The organism is Bradyrhizobium sp. P5_C11_2, from assembly GCF_054049755.1.
The window spans coordinates 1-3,751 of sequence record NZ_JBFULT010000656.1 but is presented as its reverse complement, the minus strand read 5'-3'; the positions used below and the strand labels follow the sequence as shown (position 1 = coordinate 3,751).

Annotated in this window: 3 protein-coding genes; all 3 read right to left on the bottom strand. The window is 64.6% G+C overall.

Features of this window, described 5'->3' with window-relative positions; translation table 11 throughout:
• Nucleotides 1-1,026, bottom strand: a 1,026-nt coding sequence (locus tag ACXJL8_RS36235) for a M20/M25/M40 family metallo-hydrolase (protein ID WP_456686556.1), incomplete at its 3' end; no start/stop codon positions are given.
• 36 nt (nucleotides 1,027-1,062) lie between these two features.
• On the bottom strand, nucleotides 1,063-2,346 hold the full coding sequence (locus ACXJL8_RS36230) for a glycosyltransferase family 87 protein (RefSeq protein ID WP_456619106.1): 1,284 nt from the start codon (nucleotides 2,344-2,346) through the stop codon (nucleotides 1,063-1,065).
• 289 nt (nucleotides 2,347-2,635) lie between these two features.
• Nucleotides 2,636-3,751, bottom strand: a 1,116-nt coding sequence (locus tag ACXJL8_RS36225; RefSeq protein ID WP_456686555.1) for a helicase HerA-like domain-containing protein, incomplete at its 5' end; no start/stop codon positions are given.

The window sequence follows — 3,751 nt, the reverse complement described above, 5'->3', positions numbered from 1 at the left end:
GTCCTGTCCCTCGACCAGGCGGAACGAGACCTTGGCCGAGGCATGCGACGGGATCACCGTCTTGGACCCCTCGCCGATATAGCCGCCCCAGATGCCGTTRACGTCGCAGGTTGGACGCGTCGAGGCCTRCTCGATCAGGAGCCGGCCCTTCTCGCCGGCCGGGATCGACAGCCCGATCGGCTCGAGGAACGTCTTGGGCGTGAAGTCGAGCTTCTTCCACTGCGCCAGGATGTCCGCCGGCGTATCCTTCACGCCGTCATAGAAGCCGGGAATGGTGATGCGGTTGTCGTCGTCGAACAGGCTGCCCAGAATTTTGGTCAACACCCGGATCGGGTTCATCGCGCTGCCGCCGAACACGCCGGAATGCAGGTCGCGATTGGCGGCGGTGATCTTCACCTCTTCATAGAGCAGGCCGCGCAGCGACGTCGTGATCGCCGGCGTGTTGCGGTCCCACATCCCGGTGTCGCAGACCAGTACATAGTCGGCCTTGAACTCGTCCTTGTTGGCCTCGATGAAGGGCACGAAATTCTTCGAGCCGACCTCCTCCTCGCCTTCGATCAGGAAGGTGATGTCGATCGGCAGCGAGCCCGTCACTTTCTTCCAGGCGCGGCAGGCCTCGACGAAGGTCATCACCTGCCCCTTGTCGTCCTCGGCGCCGCGCGCGACGATGATCTTGCGGCCGTCGGCATGGTCGGTGACCGCAGGCTCGAACGGCGGACGGTGCCAGAGATCGAGCGGGTCGACCGGCTGGACGTCGTAATGGCCGTAGAACAGCACGTGCGGCCGCCCGCCCGCCTTGGCCTTGCCGACGACGGCGGGATGGCCGGCAGTCGGCCTCACCTCGGTCGCGACACCGAGGCTCGCGATGTCCTTGGCGAGATGCTCGGCCGCAGCCTTGCAATCGGCCGCGAAGGCCGGATCCGCCGAGATCGACTTGATCCGCAACAGCGAGAACAGGCGCTCCAGGCTGTTGTCGAAATCCTTGTCGATGTGGTCGAGCACGGATTGAAGCTGCGCATTGGCCATGGTCGTGTTCCTGACTGTGGATCTCGATATGTCTTCTTAGGACGTGTTGGGTTTTAGCCCTGCCGCGGCGTCGGAGCTAGCCACAACCGGCGGATGCCGGATGTGCCAGGCGAGGCAACCGGCGAGGACGGCCGTGGCGATGAGATTATTGCCCCAGGCCTGGATCTCGTTGGGTAACCACGGCAGCGCCAGCAGCATGAGGATGCCGGCCGCACCCAGGGCAAGCCAGGTTCCCAGGCGCACATTCGCCCGCTCGTCGAAGGCGGCGCGATGCATCAGCACCGTCATCGGGAAGAACAGCCACATGAAGTAGTATTGCCGCGCCAGGGGCGAGGCCACCGTCATCAGGCAGAACAGGATGCCGAGCTCCTCGGCATCCGAGCGCGCCGTTCGCCGCGATTGCCGTGGCATCACCGCGACGAAGCCGAGCCCGAGCAACGCCGACACCGCGAGCACGATCCAGTTCGCCGTCCGGTAATCGACGTCGATGACATTCATCGTGCGCGGCGGCTTGTTGGGATCCTCCTGATTGTAGTTGATCGGCCGGACCAGGCGGTGCGTGACGGCAATGAGGGACTGGTTGACCCACGACCAGTTCTGCTCGTCGCGCTGGCCAAAGCCCTTTTCCGAGCTCGAGCCGACCATGCCCTGGTACCAGGTCTTGAGCTCGGCCGCGTTGCGCTCGAAGCCGCGAATTGGCGCCGGCACGACATAGAGAAGGATGCCGGTGAAGGCGACCGTCGCGACGACGGCCGCCCATTTCCGCCGCCAGACCAGATAAGGCAGCACCGCGATCGGAAACACCTTGATGGCGGTGGCGAGCGCGAACATGAAGCCCGCGAGCCAGGAGCGCCCACGCTGCAACAACCAGAAGCCCCAGAGCATCATCGCCAGCAGCACGAGGTTCGGCTGGCCGAGGTCGAACATGTCGAACACGAAGGTCACGGTGACGATGGCCGGCAGCGCTTCGAGCCACGGGCCGGGCCTGCGGCCCGATCCCGTCATGGCATTGGAGAATATGCCCGTGTACCACCATGCCGCCACGTTCAGGATCGACAGCACGATATAGAGCGGGATCTTGCCGAACCAGCTCGGGATCGCCAGCAGGATCGCCGGCAGCGGTGGATAGATGAATTCGAAATACTCGCCGATCTTGTCGGGATAGAGCGACCCGCCGTGGAGGACCTGCTGTCCGGCCCAGTACCACAGCCCATAATCCTTGGTCTTGCCGTGGCCGAAGATCTCGGGAACGAGCACGTCGGCGGTCAGGAGGACGCAGCAGAACAGGAAGAGCAGATCGAGCGGCGCGCGCAGCGACAAGGCTCTGTGCGGGCCGAGTTTGTCTGATAGATTCGGTGGTGTCACATTATGTCCCGTGGGCAACAAATAGCACGTAGCAGACCGACGGACGCTTGGAGAGTCCCCCTCTCCTGAATTTGTGGTGTTCGGCCTCGCCCGGCGTGCTGGGCAATCGCATCTACGTTCTTCGAGTGCAAGTAGGGCGTGGATGGCCGGGACATAGTCGAGCGGAAGCGACGCCGTCCTTCGGACGGCTATGCCCGGCCATGACGCTGTGGAGGCTTGAGTGCCTCAAACGCGGCTTCTCTGCCTACCGACGCAGCAATCCGCCGAGCGCGCCGCGGACCAGCGTGCGGCCGATCGAGCCGCCGATCTGACCACCGACCGATTTGCCGATATTGGCCGCCATCCCGCCGATCACCTGATTGGTGACCGATCGCGTCACGTCGCGCGCAATGACCTGGCCGGCCGACAAGCGGCCGCGCTTGACATTGGTGCCGAAGATGGTGCCGACGATCGAGCCGATCTGGCCGAGGATGCCGCCACCTCCGCCGGCCGCGCCGGCATCGGCAGTCGCAGCCGTGCCGGCAATGCGCTTCTGGATCATCTCGTAGGCGGACTCTTCATCGACGGCGGTGTCGTATTTGCCCTTCACCGGGCTCGCATCCATGATCGCCTTGCGCTCTTCCGGCGTGATCGGCCCGATCCGGGCCGAGGGCGGACGGATCATCACCCGCTCGACCATCGCCGGTGTGCCGTTGCCTTCGAGGAAGGACACCAGCGCCTCGCCCTTGCCGAGCTCCATGATCACCTTGGTGGTGTCGAGCTTCGGGTTGGGCCGGARGGTCTGGGCTGCGGCCGCGACCGCCTTCTGGTCGCGCGGGGTGAAGGCGCGCAGCGCGTGCTGCACCCGATTGCCCAATTGCCCGAGCACGCGGTCGGGCACGTCGATGGGGTTCTGCGTCACGAAATAGACGCCGACGCCCTTGGAGCGGATCAGGCGCACCACCTGCTCGATCTTGTCCATCAGCGCCTTCGGCGCGTCGTTGAACAGCAGATGCGCCTCATCGAAGAAGAACACCAGCTTCGGCTTGGGCGGATCGCCGGCCTCGGGCAGTTCTTCGAACAATTCCGACAGCATCCACAGCAGGAATGTCGCGTAAAGCCGTGGGCTCTGCATCAGCTTGTCGGCGACGAGGATGTTGACCATGCCGCGGCCGTCGCGGTCGGTCCTCATGAAGTCCTTCAGCGTCAGCGCCGGCTCACCGAAGAATTTGGTGCCGCCCTGGTTCTCCAATACGAGGAGCTGGCGCTGGATGGTGCCGACGGTGGCCTTGGTGACGTTGCCGAACCCCTGGGCGGCTTTCCGGATGTCGGCAAGCGGATCAGCGGCCGCGTCCGGCCCCTTCTTGCCGCTGTCGGGCAC